This window comes from Pseudomonas alvandae (assembly GCF_019141525.1).
Classification (GTDB): domain Bacteria; phylum Pseudomonadota; class Gammaproteobacteria; order Pseudomonadales; family Pseudomonadaceae; genus Aquipseudomonas; species Aquipseudomonas alvandae.
In genome coordinates this window covers 1,284,003-1,302,552 of record NZ_CP077080.1, presented here as the reverse complement: position 1 = coordinate 1,302,552, position 18,550 = coordinate 1,284,003, and the positions used below count along the sequence as shown (strand labels likewise).

General features: G+C 60.1%; 20 protein-coding genes. 12 read left to right on the top strand and 8 right to left on the bottom strand.

Annotated features, from left to right (window positions below; all coding sequences use genetic code 11):
* Nucleotides 1–3: 3 nt before the first annotated feature.
* The gene (locus tag KSS97_RS05705) at nucleotides 4–1,797 is read right to left on the bottom strand and encodes a DUF1302 domain-containing protein (RefSeq protein ID WP_030139897.1); all 1,794 of its coding nucleotides are present in this window, start codon (nucleotides 1,795–1,797) and stop codon (nucleotides 4–6) included.
* A gap of 642 nt (nucleotides 1,798–2,439) precedes the next feature.
* Here KSS97_RS05705 and KSS97_RS05700 point away from each other — a divergent pair.
* The gene (locus KSS97_RS05700; protein ID WP_198796640.1) at nucleotides 2,440–3,204 is read left to right on the top strand and encodes an N-acetylmuramoyl-L-alanine amidase; all 765 of its coding nucleotides are present in this window, start codon (nucleotides 2,440–2,442) and stop codon (nucleotides 3,202–3,204) included.
* 42 nt (nucleotides 3,205–3,246) lie between these two features.
* Here KSS97_RS05700 and KSS97_RS05695 read toward each other — a convergent pair whose 3' ends face one another.
* From KSS97_RS05695 to KSS97_RS05680, 4 genes are all read right to left on the bottom strand, one after another.
* A complete protein-coding gene (locus tag KSS97_RS05695) occupies nucleotides 3,247–4,158 on the bottom strand; it encodes an SDR family oxidoreductase (protein ID WP_030139895.1) in 912 nt (303 codons plus the stop codon).
* 125 nt (nucleotides 4,159–4,283) lie between these two features.
* Nucleotides 4,284–5,186 (bottom strand): alpha/beta fold hydrolase, encoded by a 903-nt coding sequence (locus KSS97_RS05690; protein ID WP_030139894.1) that lies wholly within the window; start codon nucleotides 5,184–5,186, stop codon nucleotides 4,284–4,286.
* Entirely contained in the window at nucleotides 5,186–5,968 is a 783-nt protein-coding gene (locus KSS97_RS05685; protein WP_217861268.1) for a class II aldolase/adducin family protein, read from the bottom strand. The genes KSS97_RS05690 and KSS97_RS05685 overlap by 1 nt, the downstream gene beginning before the upstream one ends.
* A 154-nt stretch (nucleotides 5,969–6,122) precedes the next feature.
* Nucleotides 6,123–6,578 carry a flavodoxin gene (locus tag KSS97_RS05680; protein ID WP_030139892.1) on the bottom strand — a complete coding sequence of 152 codons (456 nt, stop codon included), beginning with the start codon at nucleotides 6,576–6,578 and terminating at the stop codon, nucleotides 6,123–6,125.
* 156 nt (nucleotides 6,579–6,734) lie between these two features.
* Here KSS97_RS05680 and KSS97_RS05675 point away from each other — a divergent pair, with 156 nt between their 5' ends.
* Nucleotides 6,735–7,208, top strand: coding sequence for a PAS domain-containing protein (locus KSS97_RS05675; RefSeq protein WP_030139891.1), 474 nt, complete (start codon nucleotides 6,735–6,737; stop codon nucleotides 7,206–7,208).
* A gap of 54 nt (nucleotides 7,209–7,262) precedes the next feature.
* A complete protein-coding gene (locus KSS97_RS05670; RefSeq protein ID WP_217861267.1) occupies nucleotides 7,263–7,868 on the top strand; it encodes a hypothetical protein in 606 nt (201 codons plus the stop codon).
* Nucleotides 7,869–7,876: 8 nt separating this feature from the next.
* Here the strand turns inward: KSS97_RS05670 and KSS97_RS05665 are convergent, their stop codons facing one another.
* Nucleotides 7,877–8,836 (bottom strand): MerR family transcriptional regulator, encoded by a 960-nt coding sequence (locus KSS97_RS05665; protein ID WP_030139889.1) that lies wholly within the window; start codon nucleotides 8,834–8,836, stop codon nucleotides 7,877–7,879.
* 220 nt (nucleotides 8,837–9,056) lie between these two features.
* Between KSS97_RS05665 and KSS97_RS05660 the strand changes: the two genes are divergently transcribed.
* The 7 genes from KSS97_RS05660 (at nucleotide 9,057) to KSS97_RS05630 (ending at nucleotide 13,663) form a co-directional block, all read left to right on the top strand.
* Nucleotides 9,057–9,617 (top strand): antibiotic biosynthesis monooxygenase, encoded by a 561-nt coding sequence (locus KSS97_RS05660; RefSeq protein ID WP_030139888.1) that lies wholly within the window; start codon nucleotides 9,057–9,059, stop codon nucleotides 9,615–9,617.
* 122 nt (nucleotides 9,618–9,739) lie between these two features.
* Nucleotides 9,740–10,450 (top strand): dihydromonapterin reductase, encoded by a 711-nt coding sequence (folM, locus tag KSS97_RS05655; protein WP_030139887.1) that lies wholly within the window; start codon nucleotides 9,740–9,742, stop codon nucleotides 10,448–10,450.
* Nucleotides 10,451–10,470: 20 nt separating this feature from the next.
* Entirely contained in the window at nucleotides 10,471–11,028 is a 558-nt protein-coding gene (folE, locus tag KSS97_RS05650; RefSeq protein WP_030139886.1) for a GTP cyclohydrolase I FolE, read from the top strand.
* A complete protein-coding gene (gene folX / locus KSS97_RS05645) occupies nucleotides 11,029–11,409 on the top strand; it encodes a dihydroneopterin triphosphate 2'-epimerase (RefSeq protein WP_014340149.1) in 381 nt (126 codons plus the stop codon). It begins immediately after the preceding gene.
* 97 nt (nucleotides 11,410–11,506) lie between these two features.
* Nucleotides 11,507–11,803 carry a DUF1244 domain-containing protein gene (locus KSS97_RS05640; protein ID WP_030139885.1) on the top strand — a complete coding sequence of 99 codons (297 nt, stop codon included), beginning with the start codon at nucleotides 11,507–11,509 and terminating at the stop codon, nucleotides 11,801–11,803.
* Nucleotides 11,796–12,134: a HopJ type III effector protein gene (locus tag KSS97_RS05635; protein WP_198796643.1), complete on the top strand. Its 339-nt coding sequence runs from the start codon at nucleotides 11,796–11,798 to the stop codon at nucleotides 12,132–12,134. The genes KSS97_RS05640 and KSS97_RS05635 overlap by 8 nt, the downstream gene beginning before the upstream one ends.
* A gap of 278 nt (nucleotides 12,135–12,412) precedes the next feature.
* On the top strand, nucleotides 12,413–13,663 hold the full coding sequence (locus KSS97_RS05630; RefSeq protein WP_030139883.1) for a 2-aminoadipate transaminase: 1,251 nt from the start codon (nucleotides 12,413–12,415) through the stop codon (nucleotides 13,661–13,663).
* A gap of 186 nt (nucleotides 13,664–13,849) precedes the next feature.
* Here the strand turns inward: KSS97_RS05630 and trxB are convergent, their stop codons facing one another.
* Entirely contained in the window at nucleotides 13,850–14,812 is a 963-nt protein-coding gene (gene trxB, locus KSS97_RS05625; RefSeq protein ID WP_030139882.1) for a thioredoxin-disulfide reductase, read from the bottom strand.
* A gap of 307 nt (nucleotides 14,813–15,119) precedes the next feature.
* On the opposite strand from trxB, the gene cysZ reads away from it, so the two are divergent.
* Both cysZ and KSS97_RS05615 read left to right on the top strand, forming a co-directional pair.
* Nucleotides 15,120–15,875 (top strand): sulfate transporter CysZ, encoded by a 756-nt coding sequence (gene cysZ / locus KSS97_RS05620; protein ID WP_217861266.1) that lies wholly within the window; start codon nucleotides 15,120–15,122, stop codon nucleotides 15,873–15,875.
* 64 nt (nucleotides 15,876–15,939) lie between these two features.
* The gene (locus KSS97_RS05615; protein WP_217861265.1) at nucleotides 15,940–17,115 is read left to right on the top strand and encodes a glycosyltransferase family 4 protein; all 1,176 of its coding nucleotides are present in this window, start codon (nucleotides 15,940–15,942) and stop codon (nucleotides 17,113–17,115) included.
* A gap of 113 nt (nucleotides 17,116–17,228) precedes the next feature.
* On the opposite strand, the gene KSS97_RS05610 is transcribed toward KSS97_RS05615, so the two are convergent.
* Complete coding sequence (locus tag KSS97_RS05610) at nucleotides 17,229–18,332, bottom strand: NADH:flavin oxidoreductase (RefSeq protein ID WP_217861264.1); 1,104 nt, start codon at nucleotides 18,330–18,332, stop codon at nucleotides 17,229–17,231.
* Between the last annotated feature and the right edge of the window lie 218 nt (nucleotides 18,333–18,550).

Below are 18,550 nucleotides of genomic sequence, written 5' to 3'. Positions count from 1 at the left end.
AGATCAGAAGTTCACGCCGAAGCTCAGCGCGAGGAAGTCGCGGTCTTCGAGAACGTTGTAATCGCCGCCGAAGAAATCGGTGTAGCTCAGGCTGGCGGTATAGGTGTTGCGGTAATCGGCATCGACACCCACGCTGATGGCCTTGGCGCCTTCGTTGAACAGGCCGTTGGGGCCATAGCCGGCCACGTCATGGGACCAGGACACGTTGGGCTTGAAGTTCACCCCGCCGATGACGTTGGAATAGTCGAGGATCGCCCGGGCACGGTAGCCCCAGGACGTCGAGGTGACGAAACCGTCGGTGTCGCCGTTGAAGCCGTACTGGCCGTAGACCGAGTCGCGGCCATAACGCAGCTTGTCCTTCGATTCCAGGCCACCGACATGCACGACCGCCGCCTCGCCCACCACGGTCAGGCGATCGGCGCCCAGGACCTGGTCGAAGAAATGCGTCAGGGTGCTCTGGACCTGGGTGACTTCCTTGCGGCGGTAGCCGGTGTTGTCGGCGCCGGCAGAAGTGGCAATCGGTGAAGCGGCGCCCCCCGCGATCGGGTTGACCAACGCGAGCGTCAGGTCGTTGGTGTTGACCTGCACCGGTGCGTTGGGACGGTAGCTTATTTCGCCGGTCCACGCGGTGCCGGTGGGCAGTGTGGTGGAGAAGCTTGCGCCGTAGAGGCGGATGTCTTCGGGGTATTCAAGGTAATAGCCACCGCGACCCAACATTACACTTTGGGCCAGGCCCGCGCCGCTACCCGGTACTATCCCGTTGGCTATCGCGATCATCCCTGGCAAGGCGGCCAGCGTGGAAGCCCCTGCCGTCGTGGTTCCCACGGTCGGCGTACGGCTGTGATAATTCATGAAGTACAAACCGTATTCCGTGTCATCGCCGAGCCAACGCAACGCCGTGCCCCATTGCCCCGAATCCCGCGCATCGCGGTCAGCACCACGGCCGATGACCACCCCTTCGTCAGTCACCTGGATGCCCTGGCCAAAGGCCTGGGTCAACGGCACGAACGGCGCAATCGCCGGGCTGCCCACCGTGTACCCACTGGTACACCCATCAGCCACCACATCGTTACCAAAGAACGTCCCGCAGTTGTCGACAACCGTCTGGTCCCATTCCAACTGGTAGAAACCTTCGATGGTGAGTTTGTCGGTCAGGCCCTGGGAGGCGAACAGCATGTTCACCGGGATCAAGCCTTCCTTGATCTCCGCGCCCGGGCGACGGAACGCGGAGACATCCACCGGGTTGATGCTGTTGATGGAGTTGCCGATGAAAGTACTTTCACCCCAACTGACCACCTGCTTGCCGGCGCGCACGGTGCCCGGCAAATCGGCGATGGAATAGTTGTGATAGACGAAGGCATCGAGAATCTGCGCGCCTGACGACTTGGCGCCCTCTTTGCGATTGCTGTCGCTGATGTCCTTGAACTCACGGTTTTCATCCTTGAGCTCGAAGTCGTACCAATACTTGCCACGCACGAACACACCGGTGTCGCCGTACTTGAGTTCCAGGTCGTGCAAGCCCTTGAAGATTTTCGAGAAGGTCTCGCCCTTCTTGAAGTTCAGTCGTCCATCGTCACCGGTGGAGGATTGCCCCGTCCCGCCGTTGACCGTACCGACCAGATCCTTGTCGGCATCGCGCATGCCCCAACTCGCGCCAACGGACAGCGAGGAGTCGAACTGGCCCTCGATTTCGCCAATGTTGAAAGAAACGGCCTGCGCCTGGGCACAGCAACCCAAGGCCACCGCGACGGCCAGCGCCTGCGGCTTGAAGATGGCGCGCATTGTTATTGTTGTCATGCGTCTTCCCCGGTGAGTGACAGAGCCTTCACCCTACTGCCGCACGTCATGGGCGATAAGCGCACCAAGGGGGTATTCGCGCTGTACCTAAAAAGGATTACAGCCTATGCGGGAGCGGCCTCTGAGCGGGACATGAACCGGCTGGATGATGAGTTATCAACGCCGCGCATGAGCAATGCCGACCGTCACGACTGTTGCGCGCACCGCAACAGTGCATGTCCGAAACCGGGCTGTTTCCCGCGGCGCCCGATCCCTATGCTGGCCGGGCTTGCAGGGCAACGGGCCTGCAAGCACAAGCCGTCCGGCGTCCCTCGCGCCTGACGCACCGTCATTCGGATGGATTGCACATCGATCCATCATCCCCGTGTCCACTGACGTTGATTTGTAGCTCCTTTGCAACGTCACGTTTAGGCCGCTGCGTTTTTGCAGCGGCCTTTTTTATTTGGGGTTATGTCGCGAGTTACCTGTTTCCTACAACTTCGTCGGAAATATCTATCCTCGTTGCCCTTATTCGAAACGTTGAGTTTGTCGTCACTTCCCACAACACAGCCAGAAAGCAACTACGCGCCCCGCAAAAATTCACTGTTACGCTGAAATCAATCGCAGTATTTCGCTTCGATTCATTAACGGTGAGTTATGGACATGTACATAAATAACCAAAGCTATCGTTCAAAGAAATCTTATAACAGCCGCATTCGCTTTCTGGTGTTTCATTACACGGCCGGCAACTTTGAGTCTTCGATCAACACGTTGACCGGCCCTTCCGTCAGCGCCCATTACCTCATACCCGACTTCGCCGATCCTGGTTATTTGAAAGCGGGCTTTGCCGCCCCCCAGGTTTTCAATCTGGTCGACGAAAACCAACGCGCCTGGCATGCCGGCGTGAGCAGCTGGGGTAATCGCAGCAACTTGAACGACACGTCGATCGGTGTGGAAGTCGTCAACCTGGCAACTGACAACCAAGGCCAATTTACCTTTCCGCCTTATAAGGCCCAGCAAATCGAGGCCATCGAATACCTGGCATCGGACATTCTCAAGCGATACCCGGAAATCAGTCCGGTCAATGTAGTGGGACATTCGGACATCGCTGCGGGACGAAAGAGCGACCCCGGCCCGATGTTTCCGTGGCACGCGTTGTATCTCAAGGGCATCGGGGCCTGGTTCGATGACGCTACCCAGGATACGTTCATGCAGATGTACCAGGCCAATGGGATCCCCCTTCGGGAACAACTGGTCGGGCAGTTCAAGCGATATGGCTACGACACGTCAGCCGCCACCACGGTTGTAGGCTTCCAGCGACTGGTACGGGCTTTCCAACTGCACTTCCGTCCGGCGAAACATGACGGTGTAATGGACATCGAGACTGCCGCGAACCTGGCCGCCCTGGTGAAGAAGTACTTCCCCTGAACCGGTCGCCGCTGCCGACGACAACCGGCCCGGGCGACAAGCTTAAACGGCGTAGCGCTGCAGGTTAGCCATCATTTCTTTCAGGGCTTCGAGATTGTCGTTCGGGTGCACCGCGTTCTCGAAGTCGCAAATCTGTTGCCAATGGGCGGCGACATCCTCAGGTGAGAAACCTTTGCGCGGATCGAACCCGGCGCCGAGGCTGCGCTCCCAGCGCACCTTGCCCATCCAGCCGCCGCCCACTTCGAATAACCCGGAGGTTTCCTGGCAGGCTTCACTGGCCAGGTACACCACCAGCGGACTGACGAGTTCAGGCTTGAGTTGTTCGAACACCTGCGGCGGGATCAGGCCCTCAGTCATGCGAGTGCCACCGGTGGGAGCGATCGCATTGACGTGGATGTTGTTCTTGCGGCCTTCGATGGCCAGGGTGCGTGTCAGGCCGTAGAGACCGAGCTTGGCCATCCCGTAGTTGGACTGGCCGAAATTGCCGTAGATGCCAGACGTGGAGGCGGTGAAGATCACCCGGCCATAATTCTGCTCACGCATGTGCGGCCATGCGGCGCGAGTGACTTTATAAGCCCCTTCGACATGGACGCGGTAAACCAGGTCCCAGTCGGCGTCGTCCATTTTATGAAAGGTCTTGTCTCGCAGGATGCCAGCGTTATTGACGACGACGTCGACGCGACCAAACGCGTCGAGGGCATTTTGCACAAGCTTGTCGCCATCGGTGACTGAGTCATGATTGGCCTCGGCAATACCGCCGGCCTGGCGAATTTCGGCGACCACCCGGTCGGCCGCCGAAGCGTTGGCGCCCTCCCCTTGAGCCGAGCCACCCAGGTCGTTGACCAGCACTTTCGCGCCTTGCCTTGCGAACAGCAGCGCATGGGCACGCCCCAGGCCACCACCGGCCCCTGTGACGATCACGACTTTATCTTCGAAGCGCACAGACTCATTCATGGGCAGAACTCCAGCAGGCCGTAGGACAATGAACGGAAGTGTCAGGTACAAGTCCGCTGGTCACAATCAACTGGGTTGAAAGTGAATGTTGGGCGATAAGGTGCGGGGATGATGCAGGCAACCCATCATGAACAGGCCATTTGCTTGTGGGGCGCGGCGATGGCCTCGCGAAATGCCAGGTAGTGATTGAGCACCTGCACCGGCGCTTCGGTGTGCGGGTAATGACCGATGTGAGGCAACGACACCGTGTCGGCATGGGGAATGAGCGCCTGGTAACGGGCCACCATATGCGCACCGGAAATCGGGTCGAATGCCCCGTCGATCAGCCGCAACGGCACCTCGCCGCTCTGCATCGCCCGGACCCAGCGATCACGCTGTACGCGGCGCTCGGGAATATAGGCGATGAGCTTGTGCATGATTCGCGGTCCGCGGTGGGTCTCGACCAGGCTCCAGTAATCATCCAGCTCGCTTTCGGTGGGACCGGTCCAAGGACCAAAAATCTGCCGAAAGCTTTTCACCAGGCCGTCCCTGCAGAAAGCCCGGCCAACCAGCCAGCCCAAGGGGCTGAGCAGCAGTTTTTGCATGAACACCGGACGATGGGTTTCGGGAAACAGGCCACCGTTGAGGAAGACACAGCTGGCGAGGTCAATACGCGCCTCGCCATGCCGGGCAATCAGCTCCTGGGCCACACTGTCGCCGTAATCGTGGGCCAGTACGTGAACCCCTTGCGTCACGTTCAAATGAATCAGTAACGCCTGCTGCAGATCGGCCTGCTCCAGCAGGCTATAGACATGCTCCGTCGGCTTGGCGGAATCACCAAACCCGAGCATGTCGCAGGCGATGACTCGATAACGCTGTGCCAACGGCTGCCACAGGTAATGCCAGTCCCAACTGGCGGTCGGAAACCCATGAATCAGCAGCAACGGCTCGCCGTGCCCGGCCGTCCAATAGCGGATGGCGTGGCCGCGAAACATGAATGTCTGGCCGCGCTGACGCCAGATACGCAACGGGATTTGGACCATGGGCATCAACTTTTATAGCCTGGATCTTGCTGGTCGAGTTTGCGCAGCAGCGCTGGCCAGGCCAATGCGCCTCCCATGCCCTGGGCACTTTTGGTCACGCCGGCGACCATCGCCCGGGCGCCGGCCAATACCTGCGGCTCGATGGCAATCAATTCGGCGCCGCCCGTCTGGGCCATGACCTGGATGTCGCAGGCTCGCTGGAAAATGAACATCATCAGGAACGTATCGGCAATGGTCCCGCCACAAGTGAGCAGACCATGGTTGTGCAACATGAGGAAATTGCTCTCGCCCAGGTCGGCTTGCAGGCGGGCCTTTTCTTCCGGGTTCAGCGCGACCCCTTCATACGGGTGATAAGCCAGGCTCGACAGCACGAACAGCGATTGCTGGCTGATCGGCAACACGCCTTGCTTCTGCGCCGACACCGCGACGCCAGACGCAGTATGGGTATGCAGCACGCACGTCACATCGTGCCGCACCTCGTGCACCGCGCTGTGGATGGTGTAGCCGGCAGGGTTGATCTCGTAGGGACTGTCCATCAACTTGTTGCCGGCCTGATCGATCTTGACCAGGCTCGACGCGGTGATTTCGTGGAACATCAACCCGTATGGGTTGATCAGGAAATCTTCGGTGCCAGGGACCTTCGCGGAGATGTGCGTGAAAATCAGGTCATCCCAGCCGTGCAGCGCGACCAACCGATAGCACGCAGCGAGATCGACTCGGGTTTGCCATTCGACTGCGCTGACCTGATCCTTGATGCCGGGTGTCGATTGAATGGGCGCTACGCTCACGGCTATGACCTCTGGCTTTTTTTATGTATGAGGGAGACGGCCATGGTTTTCATGGGCAAGAAACCAGTCTAGTCATCTCCCGCCAGGTCGGTAGTTGCGTTGGCAGCCAGCTTACTGGCCGAGCGAGTCAGCATCAGCGCTCGCCGCAGGTGGCTCAACCACGCAGCGCGACGATCAACTCGGCCAACCAGGGCTCGGCGTCGGTTTCCGGCGTGACGCTTTCGCTGGCATCCAGGCGCAACATGGGCAGCACTTCATTCACCCCCAGCTCGGCAAACAGTTCGCGCATCTGCTCGCCACCGCCGCAGAACGTGTCGCCGTAGCTGGCGTCCCCCAGGCCGATCACCGCGCCAGGCAGTCCACGAAATGAAGCGGGCAATTGATCACGGATCGTTGAATACAGCGGCATCAGGTTGTCCGGCAATTCGCCCATGCCGGTCGTCGACGTAACGGCGAGCAAGGCTTGCGGTCCGAACGCCTGGATGTCCGCCAGGGTTGCCCGTGGATTGAGGAATGTTTCGAAATCCGCGTCACCGAGCAATTGGGCGGCATGCCGGGCAACTTCTTCGGCCGTGCCGTAGACGGAGCCGGAAAGAATGGCGACTTTCATCGGTCTGATCCTGAAACTGAATAAATAGAGTGATCATGGTAACAGGCTGCGCGCTCAAGCTGCGATTGACTCTCAACAACCGATAACAGCCAGTGGACATCCCCTCGGGTTCTTCTAGAATGCAGCGCGTCAGGGAAGTCCAAGGCTGGAGCACTCATGATCAACGCCCATCTGATGCAATTGGTGATCAATGCATCGAACGACGGGATCGTCATTGCCGAAAAAGAAGGCGATGACAACATCCTGATTTATGTAAACCCGGCCTTCGAACGGCTGACCGGTTACAGCCGCGACGAAATCCTCTATCAGGATTGTCGCTTCCTGCAGTCAGGCGACCGGGACCAACCGTCCTTGGAGCCCATTCGCACCGCCTTGAAACAGGGCGGTGCGTGCCGACAAGTGCTGCGAAACTACCGCAAGGATGGCACCCCTTTCTGGAATGAATTGTCGCTGTCCACCGTAAAAAACGAGGCGGACGGCCATACTTATTTCGTGGGGGTGCAAAAAGACGTCACCGCTCAGGTGAAGGCCCAGCAGCGCGTTGCCCAGCTGGAGAAAGAATTGGCCGAAGCCCGGGAGATCATTGCTCGATTTAATTCGACGAGCGGTGAAAACAAAACGGCGAATTAATGGTCAGTCACTACAATCACCAGTGATAACGCAAATATTTTTCGAGCCATTTTTATGCAGCGCGACGCCCTCCTGACCCAGGATGAGCTTGATTTCATCCGGACCATGCAGCACAACCCGCAATTGAATGAGCGGGATGTCACGTCGAGCTTGCTGGTAAACGGTGGATCCCAGATCCGGGATTTGCTGACGCGCCTGGCGGCGAATGAGCAGGTCACGCTGCAGGCCAACTTTGAAAACCAGCAGATGACCTTCCCGTTGCATCTGGTCGAAGATGAATTCCATGCCATGCACCTTCGTCTGGGCGTGCCGAGCATCTACGAGGATGGGCCGAAGATTCGTCCATGGCGCCTGACCCTCGAAGAGCCCGTGGCGCTGGAAAACGTCAACGGCCAGCCGGGCCCGTTATGGGTGCATGAGGTTTCCTGCAAGGGCGTACTGCTGGAAATCCGCAACCGCACCAAACCACCGAAGCAGTTTTCCTTGTGGTTCAGCCCATCGGGCTATGAGCGGATATCACTGCGTGGCACGTTTGAAAGGGAAACTGCTCAAGGCATGTACGCTTATCACCTGAGCCAGCACGACCAGGACGAAACCGAGCGGCTGCGCCAGTACATCCTTCAGCAGCACCGCCTGGCTCATCCGGCCATGCATTTGTAGCAAGCCCTTCAAGTGTCCAGGTTGCCCGCCAGAAACTGACGCAAACGCTGGCGAATCTCCGTTCCTTCGTTCCCCAGGCAACCAATCGACGAGCCGGCCAGGCTTTCCTGCGCCAGGTCTGAGGCGTCACCCGCCAGCATCACCGGGCAATCCAGGCTCATCGCCAATTTCTTCAAGCGCTTGGGTAGATCGACTGCCGGTGCGTGGTTGGACACCAGCACCAAAGCTAAAGGCTGGATCTTCTGGCAGACCAGGATCAGTTCGTCAAACGGTTGGCCGACAGTCATCACCCTGACACCGACGTCCGCCTTACACACAAACAGCGCCGTTACCAACAGCTCCAACTCTCGGCACTGGCCGCAAATGGCGCTGACCAACACTCGTTGGGATGAAACGTCGCGCTTGAGCAGTAGCCGCTGCATCACGCGCGAGCGCAGGAAAGCGTCGAAAAATAGCCACTCGCTGGTTTGCCCGAACTCATGCTGGCGTTGCAGCAACTCTCGCCAGAGCGGCATCAGGATGTCCTGGAATACCACCGGCACGGCATAACTGGAAAAAATCTGTCCGTAGACGCGGTCCAGCGCCAGGTCATCGAAATTACCAACCGCATCCGCCACTTGCTGCTGCCATCGGTTGTAATCGGCACGAACCAGGTCAGGGGAAATGAATTTGGAGACTGGCGGCACCGACTCGGTCCTCGCCAAAATCTTTCCCACCTTGCTCACGGCCACCCCGCGCTCGATCCAGGCGAGAATGCTCCTGACCTTTTCGATATCGCCCAGGGAATACAGGCGGTGCCCGCTTTCGGTGCGCGTGGGTTGGATCAAGCCATAGCGGCGCTCCCATGCACGCAAGGTCACCGGGTTAACTCCTGTCAACCGTGCCACTTCGCGAATGGGAAACAAGTCTTCGCGCTTCAAGGCAGTTGATGCTGGAAACACGAAGTTATCTTCGGTGATTACGCTCATTCCGAGGGCTTTCCCGACACAAAATTGGATCCCATGGTACTCCCTCGCAACCCTGTCATGACAAGGACAAATTCGGTCAGCTTGCGGATTTGTTGTTTTTTGCTCGACAAGGAATAATCCTTGCTTTGCCTCTTGTGACCAGACGCAGCCCACTACCCTTGGGAGCGTCTCCCGCGAAGCTCCTATCCGGAGCGTTGCGCTTGTAACATGGAGATACAAAATGTCTACCTCCCCCGTCACCTTGATGGTCGCGCGCCGCGTCGCCAACGGACGCTATCAGGACTTGATCGCCTGGTTGCGTGAAGGCGAGCAACTGGCCACCGACTTTCCCGGCTACCTGGGCTCCGGTGTGCTCGCACCGCCACCCGAAGACGACGAATTCCAGATCATTTTCAGATTTGCCGACGAGCAGACCCTGCATGCGTGGGAGCATTCCGCCTCGCGCACGGCCTGGCTGGGACGCGGCAGCGATCTGTTTGCCGATCCCTCCGAACACCGGGTGCGAGGCATCGACGGCTGGTTCGGCGCGATCGGCCAACGCCCGCCACGCTGGAAACAGGCCGTGGCGATCTGGCTGGCGTTCTTCCCTGTTTCGTTATTGTTCAATTTCCTTTTGGGACCGTTACTCGGCGAACTGGGCCTGTTGAGCCGGGTTTTCATCAGTACGCTCATCCTGACGCCGCTGATGGTCTATCTGTTTATCCCGATGTCGACTCATTTATTGGCAAGTTGGCTGGCAGGAACGCCACAACGGCCCTTGCCGGCCGCGCAGAATCACTGACGCCATGGGAGCCAGCCAGGGTCCGTGAGGGAAACCGAATCGGGCGCTGGATTTCCCTTGTCCATAGGACGTACCCGCCGTCGCTGTTATAGTTTTGCTTCCACCGCGAACCGAGCCGTCCCATGTCCAGCGCCACCGCTCCGATCCTGATCACCGGCGCAGCCCAACGCGTCGGCCTGCACTGTGCCCGACGCATGCTGGAGGACGGCCAACCGGTCATCGCCACGTACCGCACCGAACGCCCGGGCGTGCAAGCGCTACGGGACTTGGGGGCGACGGTCCTGTTCGCCGATCTTTCCAGTGAGGCCGGGATCCTGGCCTTCATCGAACAGCTCAAGCAGCACACCGATCAACTGCGCGCCATCGTCCACAACGCCTCGGCCTGGCTCGCCGAAACCCCGGGCAACGAAGCCGCGGCCTTCAGCGCCATGTTCGGTGTCCATATGCTCGCGCCCTACCTGATCAACCTGCATTGCGCCGATTTGCTGCGGCGCTCGGTGCCGGCGGATATCGTGCACATCGGTGATGACGTGACGCGCAAGGGCAGCAGCAAGCACATCGCCTATTGCGCCACCAAGGCTGGCCTGGAAAGCCTCACGCTTTCTTTCGCGGCGAAATACGCACCGGCCATCAAGGTCAACGGCATCGCCCCGGCCCTGCTACTGTTCAATCCCGACGACGATGCGACCTACCGTGCCAAGGCCCTGGCCAAATCCGCGCTGGGCATCGAACCTGGCAGCGAAGTGATTTACCAGAGCCTGCGCTATCTGCTCGACAACCCTTATGTCACCGGCACGACCCTGACCCTCAACGGCGGGCGGCACATCAAATAGTCCTGTTCCGAGGAAACACCATGGCCCTATCGCCCCAGCATTACCGCGAGATCCTGATCGGCCTGGGCGAAGACCCGGAGCGCGAAGGCCTGCTGGACACGCCGGTGCGCGCCGCCAAGGCCATGGAGTACCTTTGCCATGGTTATGGGCAGAGCGTCGAGCAGATCGTCAACGGTGCCCTGTTTGCCTCCGACAGCGACGAAATGGTGATCGTTGCCAATATCGAGCTTTATTCGCTGTGCGAACATCACCTGCTGCCCTTCATCGGCAAGGCCCATGTGGCTTATATTCCTACGGGCAAGGTCCTGGGGCTGTCGAAGATCGCCCGGCTGGTGGACATGTTCGCCCGCCGCCTGCAAATCCAGGAAAACCTCACCCGGCAAATCGCCGACGCGGTGCAACAAGTCACCCAGGCCGCCGGCGTGGCGGTGGTGATCGAAGCCCAGCACATGTGCATGATGATGCGCGGTGTCGAGAAACAGAACTCGACCATGAATACTTCGGTGATGCTTGGCGCTTTTCGCGAGTCCAGCAACACCCGCCAGGAATTCCTGCAATTGATTCGACGGAGCCAATAAATGCCACAACTTCAGCCCGCCATGGCGCGCATCAAGGTCAAGGATCTGCGCCTGCGTACGTTCATCGGAATCAATGAAGACGAGATCCTCAACAAACAGGATGTGCTGATCAACCTGACCATCCTCTACGCGGCGCAAGAGGCCGTGCGCGACAACGACATCGACCATGCGCTGAACTACCGCACCATCACCAAGGCGATCATCGCCCATGTGGAAGGCAACCGCTTCGCCCTGCTCGAACGCCTGACCCAGGAGTTGCTGGACCTGGTCATGGCCAACGAGTCGGTGCTGTACGCCGAGGTCGAAGTCGACAAGCCGCACGCCTTGCGCTTCGCCGAGTCCGTGTCGATTACCCTCGCGGCAAGCCGTGCTGCTTCGTAGCAGCCAAAAGTTTCAAGCTGTAAGCTTCAAGCCTGAACACCGCAAACCCACTTGCAGCTTGAAGCTCGCCGCTTGAAGCTGTCTCGCAGAGACTCCCATGAACGACCAACAACGCCTCGAACTCGAAGCCGCCGCTTTCCGTCGACTGGTGGCCCACCTGGACAGCCGCAAGGATGTGCAGAATATCGACCTGATGAACCTCGCCGGTTTCTGTCGCAACTGCCTGTCCAAGTGGTACAAGGCCGCCGCCGACGAGCGCCAGATCGAGGTCAGCCTCGACGATGCGCGTGAAGTTGTCTACGGCATGCCCTATGCCGAATGGAAAGCTCAATACCAGAAAGAGGCCAGCGCCGAACAGCAAGCGGCGTTCGCCAAAGGAAATCCCGATGCCTGACCTGAATACCTTTCGCGCCAGCCTCAAGAGCGGTGAACATGCTTTCGCTGACACCCTCGCTTTTATTGCCGAGGGCTACGAATACCAGCCCCAAGCCTTCCATAACGGTGGCGTCGAGAACGCGGCAGGGCAGAACGAAGGCTCCTGCAAGACGTTGGGCCTGGCCCTGCTTGAAGGCTTGAGCGACGAAGAGGCGCTCTTGGCATTCGGCGAACATTATCGCTCGGTGCTGAACACGCCCGAGGGGAGCGACCACGGCAATATCCGCGCGTTGATGGCCCACGGCTTGGCTGGCGTGAAGTTCGAAGCCCAGCCACTGCAACGCCGCTGACCCACCTGCTTTCGTGGCGAGGGAGCTTGCTCCCGCTTGAGTGCACAGCACTCACAAAAGTAGCTGCGCCGCAGCCCAATGCCAGCGCTTCGCACTGGAGCGGGAGCAAGCTCCCTCGCCACAAAAGCTTCGTCGTCACGCAAACAATCCTCGCAAGATCCGCACCTGTTCCACATCCCGACTTTTATGATTGACCCGGCAACTTTATTTCGTTTGCCGGGCGCTGCTGCTCGCGGCTTAGATAACGGACATTTTTTCTTCGTCCGAGCCGCCCCCCCATGAGCCGCGAAACCATCAGCCAATCGATTTCCTTCGTTCACCCTATCAGCCTCAGCCATGGAAAAAATGCCGAGGTCTGGGACACCGACGGCAAGCGCTACATCGACTTTGTCGGGGGCATCGGTGTGTTGAACCTCGGCCACTGTCATCCGCGCATCGTCGAGGCCATCCGCGAGCAAGCCACCCGATTGACTCATTACGCGTTCAACGCAGCCCCCCATACGCCTTATCTTGACTTGATGGAGCGCCTGGCAGCGTTTATCCCGGTGGATTACCCAGTGAGCGGCATGCTCACCAACAGCGGCGCCGAAGCGGCGGAAAATGCGCTCAAGATTGTGCGCGGCGCCACGGGTCGCACAGCCGTCATCGCCTTTGATGGCGGATTTCATGGTCGAACCCTGGCCACGCTCAATCTCAACGGCAAGGTCGCTCCCTACAAGCAGAAAGTCGGCGTACTGCCCGGGCCGGTCTACCACCTGCCCTACCCTAGCCAGGACAACGGCGTGACGTGCGCCGAGGCCTTGAAAGCCATGGACAGGTTGTTCAGCGTCGAGATCGATGTGAACGACGTGGCCTGCTTTATCGTCGAGCCGGTGCAGGGCGAAGCCGGTTTCCTGGCGATGGACGTGGATTTCGCCCAGGCGCTGCGACAGTTCTGCCACGACAAGGGCATCGTGCTGATCATCGATGAGATCCAGTCCGGTTTCGGTCGCACCGGCCAGCGCTTTGCATTTTCGCGACTGGGCATCGAGCCCGACCTGATCCTGCTGGGCAAAAGCATTGCTGGTGGTGTCCCGCTTGGGGCGGTGGTGGGACGCAAGTCGCTGATGGACAACCTGCCCAAGGGTGGTCTTGGCGGCACCTACTCCGGCAACCCCCTCGCCTGCGCCGCCGCGCTGGCAACGCTGGACGAGATGACCGACGCCAACCTCCACGCGTGGGGCGCACAACAGGAAGAGGCGATCGTCAGCCGCTACGAATCCTGGCGCCGTCGCGGACTGAGCCATTACCTGGGCCGCCTGACCGGTGTCGGCGCCATGCGCGGGATCGAACTGGCCCACGCCGATGGCACTCCGGCCCCGGCGCAACTGACGCAATTACTGGCCTCGGCGCGGGAATCGGGTTTGCTGCTGATGCCCAGCGGGAAATCGCGGCACATCATCCGCCTGCTGGCGCCGTTGACGACCGAGCCGGCGGTGCTGGAAGAGGGGTTAGATATCCTGGAAGCGTGCTTGGCCGAACTGGCCTGACAACCGATCTTCGGACCAAACAGAGGACTTGTGGGAGCGGGCTTGCTCGCGAAGGCGGTGTGTCAGTAGCATCGATGTCGACTGGAACACCACCTTCGCGAGCAAGCCCGCTCCCACAGGGTTCACCGGCAGATGTCCGCGCACAAAAAAACCGGCCGAAGCCGGTTTTTTTTATTGCCTGGTGAATCAGAACGAAGCGTTCTGCAAGCCGTCCAGGTAACGCTCGGTGTCCAAGGCCGCCATGCAACCGGCGCCGGCCGAGGTGATGGCCTGGCGGTAGACGTGGTCGGCCACGTCGCCGGCTGCGAAGATGCCTTCGACGCTGGTGGCGGTGGCGTTGCCGTCACGGCCGCCCTTGACCACCAGGTAACCGTCCTTGAGCTCCAGTTGGCCTTCGAACAACGACGTGTTCGGGGTGTGGCCGATGGCGATGAACACGCCGTCAACCTTGATCTCGTCGAAGCTGCCGTCGTTGTTCTTCAGGCGAGCACCGGTCACGCCCATGTTGTCGCCCAATACTTCGTCCAGGGTGGCGTTGAGCTTGAGGATGATCTTGCCTTCAGCGACGCGTGCATTGAGCTTGTCGATCAGGATCTTCTCGGCGCGGAAGGTTTCGCGACGGTGGATCAGGGTAACGGTACTGGCGATGTTGGCCAGGTACAGCGCCTCTTCGACCGCGGTATTGCCGCCACCGACCACAGCCACTGGCTTGTTGCGGTAGAAGAAACCGTCGCAAGTGGCGCAGGCGGAAACGCCTTTGCCCATGAACGTCTCTTCCGATGGCAAGCCCAGGTAGCGAGCGCTGGCGCCAGTGGCGATGATCAGGGCATCACAGGTGTAGGTCGCGCTGTCGCCGGTCAGGGTGTATGGCTTGGCGGCAAAATCCACGGCATTGATGTGGTCGAAGACGATCTCGGTCTCGAAGCGCTCGGCGTGTTCCTTCATGCGTTCCATCAAGGCCGGACCGGTCAGGCCGTGGACGTCGCCCGGCCAGTTGTCGACTTCGGTAGTGGTGGTCAATTGACCGCCGGCCTGCATGCCGGTGATCAGCAGCGGCTTGAGGTTGGCACGGGCTGCATAAACCGCAGCGCTGTAACCGGCAGGGCCGGAACCGAGAATAATCACACGCGAATGACGGACTTCAGACATGACCTGCTCCTGTTGACCGGACCTTGCGGGCCGGAACGCCGGGTGAGCGGCGCGAATAAAAAAGGACCGTTGACGCACTTGGGGAAGGCTTGGGTTCGACAGTCCTGAAAAAGAATGGGTGCAGCGTATCGAGGGAGCGAAGATTAAGGAAATACGGTTTAACAATCCAGCTCATAGGTGAGCTCTATTCGCTGCGGCGTGTGCGATAGCGACGAACCTTAAACCTTTGTTACACGCCGTGTCGTGGCTTTCCCGCATCGAGCAAAGCCGGTAAGGTCGGCGCGTCCACCTATCCTCGGAGCCACCTATGCCCGCCCCCGTCCTGTCCGGCCCGCAATACTTGCGAGAGGGCCTCAAACTGATCTTGAGCCCCGGCCTGCGGCTATTTGTGCTGCTGCCCCTGGCGATCAACCTGGTGCTGTTCGTCGGGTTGATCTACCTGGCTGGCCATCAGTTCAGCCTGTGGGTCGATACGTTGATGCCGTCGCTGCCGGATTGGCTGAGTTTCCTGAGCTATGTCCTATGGCCGTTGTTCGTCGTCCTTGTAGTGCTGATGGTGTTTTTCACCTTCACCATGCTCGCCAACATCATCGCTGCACCGTTCAACGGCTTTCTCGCCGAGAAAGTCGAAGTGGTGGTACGCGGCACGGATGATTTCCCGGCGTTCAGTTGGGGCGAACTGATCGCCATGATCCCCCGGACACTGGCCCGGGAAGCGCGCAAGCTCGGCTATTTCCTGCCGCGTGCCTTGGGCCTGTTCGTGCTGTCGTTCATCCCGGTGATCAATATCGTGGCCGCGCCGCTGTGGTTGCTGTTCGGCATCTGGATGATGGCGATCCAGTACATCGACTACCCGGCGGACAACCACAAGTTGGGCTGGAACGAGATGCTCGCCTGGCTGCGGGAAAAACGCTGGCAGAGCCTGGGCTTTGGCGGCAGCGTGTACCTGGTGTTGCTGATCCCGGTGGTCAACGTCCTGATGATGCCGGCAGCGGTGGCCGGGGCGACACTGTTCTGGGTGCGCGAACAGGGTGCCGAGACGGCGTTGGCGCGACAGGGCTGAGGCGGTCACAAATCCATCATACGGGCGTCACAATGACGCAACGGCCCCGGTCGACACTGGGGTCATGACCACACACCTGCACGTTACCCTCGTTACCGAAACCTTTGCGCCGGAAATCAACGGCGTAGCCAACACCCTCGGCCGTCTCTACGAGGGCTTGCGTGCCCGCGGGCACCGGGTGGAGCTGATCCGCCCCCGTCAGGCCGGTGATCAAGGCCAGGTCAGCGACGACCAGTTATTGCTCTGTCGAGGCTGGCCGCTGCCGGGGTACCCGGGCTTGCAGTGGGGGCAAGCCTCGATGCACAAGCTGCTGCGCCGCTGGAAACGCCATCGCCCCGACGTGTTGTACATCGCGACCGAAGGACCACTGGGTTTGTCGGCCCTGCGGGCGGCGAGGCGCCTGGGCATTTCAGTGGTCAGCGGCTTCCACACCAACTTCCAGCAATACACCCAACAGTACGGGCTCGGATTGTTGAGCCGGGTGCTGACCCATTATTTGCGCTGGTTTCATAACCGCTCCCGCCTGACCCTCGTGCCGAGCCACAGTCAGCGCCTGGAGCTGGAGCGCCGGCATTTCGAGCGCGTGGCGATGTTGTCGCGCGGGGTCGACAGCCAGTTGTTTCATCCAGCCAAACGCTCGACCACCCTGCGCGAAACCTGGGGGCTGGGCGATGACGACATTGCGGTCATCCACGTGGGACGCTTGGCGCCGGAGAAAAACCTGGGGCTGCTCAAGCGCAGTTTCGACACCCTGCGCAACGCTTTTCCGACGCGACGGATTCAATTGGTCGTCGTGGGCGACGGCCCGCAGCGGCTCGCCCTCGAACAGCAATTGCCCGAAGCCATTTTCTGTGGCGCGCAACGAGGCGAAGCGTTGGCGGGCCATTACGCATCGGGGGATATGTTCATTTTTCCGAGCCTGACCGAAACCTTCGGCAACGTCGTGCTGGAAGCCTTGGCCTCCGGGCTGGGCGTGGTGGCATACGATCAGGCGGCGGCGGCGCAACACATCCGCCATGGCTATAACGGCGTATTGGCAATGCCGGGGGATGAAGAAGCGTTCTGCGACGCCGCTCGTTGGCTGCTGGAAGAGCGCGAGGCCTTGCGATGCGTGCGGCTCAATGCACGGCAGCACGCCAGCCGCCAGGGCTGGGCGTCGGTGGTCGAGCAGTTCGAGGCGCAGTTGCGCGGCGTTTGCGTGGGCGAACATGGAATGCCTGCTGCGCCGACAGTGCTTTGATTATTCGGTGATGCTGAGGTCGCCATCGCGAGCAAGCTCGCTCCCACAATGAGTGCGCTGAAGATCAAATGTGGGAGCGAGCTTGCTCGCGATAGCGGCGGATCAGGCGCCGCTTAAACCAAGGTCATCAACGCTTCGCGACTGAACGGCAAGATCTCCTGCTCCCGCCCTTCGCGTACTTTTTGCGCCCAGTCCGGATCCACCAGCAACGCACGCCCCACTGCGACCAGGTCGAATTCCTCCTTGTTCAGGCGCTCCAACAGTTTCTCCAGGCTGGCCGGTTGCGCAACCTTGTCGGTATTGACCATGAACTGCAGGAACTCGCCGTCCAGGCCGACGCTGCCCACGGTGATCGTCGGCTTGCCGGTGAGTTTGCGGGTCCAGCCGGCCAGGTTCAGTTCGGAACCTTCGAATTCCGGTTCCCAGAAGCGACGTGTGGAACAGTGGAAGATATCCACGCCAGCGTTGGCCAATGGCTTGAGGAATTCACCCAGCGCTTCTGGCGTCTGCACCAGGCGCGCGGTGTAGTCCTGCTGTTTCCATTGGGAGAAGCGGAAGATGATCGGGAAACCCTCGCCCACGGCCGCACGCACCGCACGGATCAATTCGATCGCGAAACGTGAGCGATTGGCGAGGCTGCCGCCGTAGCCATCCGTGCGCTGGTTGCTGCCTTCCCAGAAGAACTGGTCAACCAGATAACCGTGGGCGCCATGGATTTCCACGCCGTCCATGCCGATGTCCTGGGCGTCCTTGGCCGCTTGGGCGAAGGCGGCGATGACTTCGTCGATGTCCGCCTGGGTCATGCCGTGGACCACCACCTGGCCGTCCTTGAGTTTTTCACTCGGACCATAACCCGGCACGCTGGCGTCCGGTTCAGTCCCGATGCGACGCACGCTGCCCACATGCCACAACTGCGGGACGATCTTGCCACCTTCGGCGTGCACGGCATCGACCACGTCTTTCCAGCCCGCCAGCGCGGCATCGCCGTAGAAGTGCGGCACGTTCGGATAGCCGTTGGAAGCCTTGTGGCCGACCGTCGTGCCTTCAGTGATGATCAGCCCGACCCCGGCCGCTGCGCGACGACGGTAATACTCGATCACCTTGGCGTTCGGTACGCCACCCGGTGAAAAGGAACGGGTCATCGGCGCCATCACCACCCGGGTCGGCAGCTCGAGGGCGCCGAGGTGAAAGGGTTTGAACAGGGCTTGTACAGGCATCAGGCTCTCCAAGGAACGCGTCGCAGTTCAGATATGACGAGGATAATATGGAGCATGCCCAGCGCTGGATAGCACTATTGATTGGAGTGATTAAGGGTTAGAAGGGAGCGGAGTGAATCGCGATTGGGTGGACTGAACCGAATGTACAGCCCGAAAGCAAAACTTGTGGCGAGGGGATTTATCCCCGCTGGGTTGCGAAGCAGCCCCAAGAGCAAGCG

Bases quoted from the DNA above. Each gene is read 5' to 3' on its own strand.
- KSS97_RS05705 (WP_030139897.1), bottom strand. From the start codon at position 1,797: ATGACAACAATAACAATGCGCGCCATCTTCAAGCCGCAGGCGCTGGCC.
- KSS97_RS05700 (WP_198796640.1), top strand. From the start codon at position 2,440: ATGTACATAAATAACCAAAGCTATCGTTCAAAGAAATCTTATAACAGC.
- KSS97_RS05695 (WP_030139895.1), bottom strand. From the start codon at position 4,158: ATGAATGAGTCTGTGCGCTTCGAAGATAAAGTCGTGATCGTCACAGGG.
- KSS97_RS05690 (WP_030139894.1), bottom strand. From the start codon at position 5,186: ATGCCCATGGTCCAAATCCCGTTGCGTATCTGGCGTCAGCGCGGCCAG.
- KSS97_RS05680 (WP_030139892.1), bottom strand. From the start codon at position 6,578: ATGAAAGTCGCCATTCTTTCCGGCTCCGTCTACGGCACGGCCGAAGAA.
- KSS97_RS05675 (WP_030139891.1), top strand. From the start codon at position 6,735: ATGATCAACGCCCATCTGATGCAATTGGTGATCAATGCATCGAACGAC.
- KSS97_RS05670 (WP_217861267.1), top strand. From the start codon at position 7,263: ATGCAGCGCGACGCCCTCCTGACCCAGGATGAGCTTGATTTCATCCGG.
- KSS97_RS05665 (WP_030139889.1), bottom strand. From the start codon at position 8,836: ATGAGCGTAATCACCGAAGATAACTTCGTGTTTCCAGCATCAACTGCC.
- KSS97_RS05660 (WP_030139888.1), top strand. From the start codon at position 9,057: ATGTCTACCTCCCCCGTCACCTTGATGGTCGCGCGCCGCGTCGCCAAC.
- folM (WP_030139887.1), top strand. From the start codon at position 9,740: ATGTCCAGCGCCACCGCTCCGATCCTGATCACCGGCGCAGCCCAACGC.
- folE (WP_030139886.1), top strand. From the start codon at position 10,471: ATGGCCCTATCGCCCCAGCATTACCGCGAGATCCTGATCGGCCTGGGC.
- folX (WP_014340149.1), top strand. From the start codon at position 11,029: ATGCCACAACTTCAGCCCGCCATGGCGCGCATCAAGGTCAAGGATCTG.
- KSS97_RS05640 (WP_030139885.1), top strand. From the start codon at position 11,507: ATGAACGACCAACAACGCCTCGAACTCGAAGCCGCCGCTTTCCGTCGA.
- KSS97_RS05635 (WP_198796643.1), top strand. From the start codon at position 11,796: ATGCCTGACCTGAATACCTTTCGCGCCAGCCTCAAGAGCGGTGAACAT.
- KSS97_RS05630 (WP_030139883.1), top strand. From the start codon at position 12,413: ATGAGCCGCGAAACCATCAGCCAATCGATTTCCTTCGTTCACCCTATC.
- trxB (WP_030139882.1), bottom strand. From the start codon at position 14,812: ATGTCTGAAGTCCGTCATTCGCGTGTGATTATTCTCGGTTCCGGCCCT.
- cysZ (WP_217861266.1), top strand. From the start codon at position 15,120: ATGCCCGCCCCCGTCCTGTCCGGCCCGCAATACTTGCGAGAGGGCCTC.
- KSS97_RS05615 (WP_217861265.1), top strand. From the start codon at position 15,940: ATGACCACACACCTGCACGTTACCCTCGTTACCGAAACCTTTGCGCCG.
- KSS97_RS05610 (WP_217861264.1), bottom strand. From the start codon at position 18,332: ATGCCTGTACAAGCCCTGTTCAAACCCTTTCACCTCGGCGCCCTCGAG.